Below are 784 nucleotides of genomic sequence, written 5' to 3'. Positions count from 1 at the left end.
GAGGTTTACCAAGACCTTGGCCGTGCAGGCCCCGGTCCCATTGCCGCCCTTGTTTCGCGATCCTGTTTCGCCCAGCTATAAGCGCGTGGCAACAGCGAGAACGGATATCATGACGGCACAACGAGGCATTGTCATCGGCGGCGGAGCGTTTGCCGGGCTGGCATTGGCGCTGGCGTTGCGGCAGGGGCTTGGCCCCGATCTGCCGATCATTGTCGCCGATCCCGCGCTGGCGGCGAGGCCGAGCCGCGATCCGCGTGCCACGGCCATCGTTGCTGCCTGTCGGCGGCTGTTCGATGCTCTCGGTGTCTGGGATGCCGTGGCCGCCGAAAGCCAGCCGATCCTCGACATGGTCGTTACTGATTCCAAGCTGGAAGACGCCACTCGTCCGACCTTCCTGACCTTCGGCGGTCATGTGGAGCCGGGCGAGCCATTCGCACATATGGTCGAGAATCGCCGGCTGATCGACGAACTCGTGATCCGCGCCGAAGCGGCGGGCGTCGACCTGCGTGCGACTGCGGTGACGACGTTCGATTCAAGGGCCGACGGTGTCAGCGTCACGCTCGGGGATGGCAGTGTGATCGAGGCTGGCCTGTTGGTCGCCGCCGATGGCGCGCGCTCCAAGCTGCGTGAGCGCGCGGGTATTGCGACCCATGGCTGGGACTATGACCAGTCCGGCATCGTCGTCACCGTCGGCCATGAGCGCGATCATGACGGACGTGCCGAAGAACACTTCCTGCCCGCCGGGCCGTTCGCAATTCTGCCTTTGACTGGCAAGCGTTCGTCG

1 protein-coding gene is annotated in these 784 nt (G+C 65.1%); it reads left to right on the top strand.

Annotated elements, in window-relative coordinates:
* Positions 1-109 precede the first annotated feature (109 nt).
* The coding region (locus AC1DU6_RS33630; RefSeq protein ID WP_477862699.1) for an FAD-dependent monooxygenase at positions 110-784 on the top strand (675 nt) is incomplete at its 3' end.

The organism is Roseateles sp. P5_B10 (assembly GCF_056400485.1).
This window is presented reverse-complemented; position numbering and strand designations above follow the sequence as displayed.